Origin of the sequence: Phocaeicola sp. RTP21198st1_B8_RTP21198_201120 (assembly GCF_040929485.1) — a bacterium.
GTDB lineage: Bacteria > Bacteroidota > Bacteroidia > Bacteroidales > Bacteroidaceae > Phocaeicola > Phocaeicola dorei.
Genome location: NZ_JBCOCI010000471.1, coordinates 1 through 729 on the forward strand (window position 1 = coordinate 1; position 729 = coordinate 729).

The following is a 729-nucleotide window of genomic DNA, read 5'->3' on the forward strand; positions in this document are numbered from 1 at the left end:
CATTAGGTCTGTTTAAAGATTATGATGATATTCGTAACAGTCCTCAACAGACAGCATGGGGAAAAGTACAACCGGGTGATATTAAATATAAAGATGTTAATGGAGATGGTGTAATCAATGATGGTGACAAAGTAGCTATCGGTGCGACTACCAAACCGAATCTGATTTACGGATTTGGTATCTCTGCACAATGGAAAGGATTTGATTTCAATGTCCATTTTCAAGGAGCAGGAAAGTCTTCATTCTTCATTAATGGATCTACAGTATTTGCCTTCAAGGATAGTCAGTGGGGAAATGTTTTGGGAAATTTAGTAGCTAATCGTTGGGTTGATGCAGACACTGCAGCTAAACTTGGAATTCCTGCTAATGAAGATCCGAATGCTTCTTATCCACGCCTTAGCTATGGTGGAAATGATAATAATCAACAAAAGTCCACTTTCTGGCTAAAAAATGGTTCATATTTACGTTTGAAGACTTTAGAAGTAGGGTATACATTGCCTAAATCAATTGTAAATAAGATTAAGTTCAATAATATACGTGTATTCTTTATTGGTACCAATTTATTGACATTCGCTAAATTTAAAGAATGGGATCCGGAATTAGGAAGTTCCACAGGGGCGGAATACCCACTGTCTAGGGTAATGACTTTAGGATTGACTGTTAATATCTAATCAATACGTGTGAAATGAAAAAGATATATAAGTTTTGTATAGGTGCCCTGTTAGGGAC

The 729-nt window shown here is 36.4% G+C and carries 1 pseudogene; it reads left to right on the top strand.

Annotated elements, in window-relative coordinates:
- A pseudogene (locus AB5935_RS27375) lies at window positions 1-671 on the top strand (SusC/RagA family protein); the annotation flags it as partial.
- Between the last annotated feature and the right edge of the window lie 58 nt (window positions 672-729).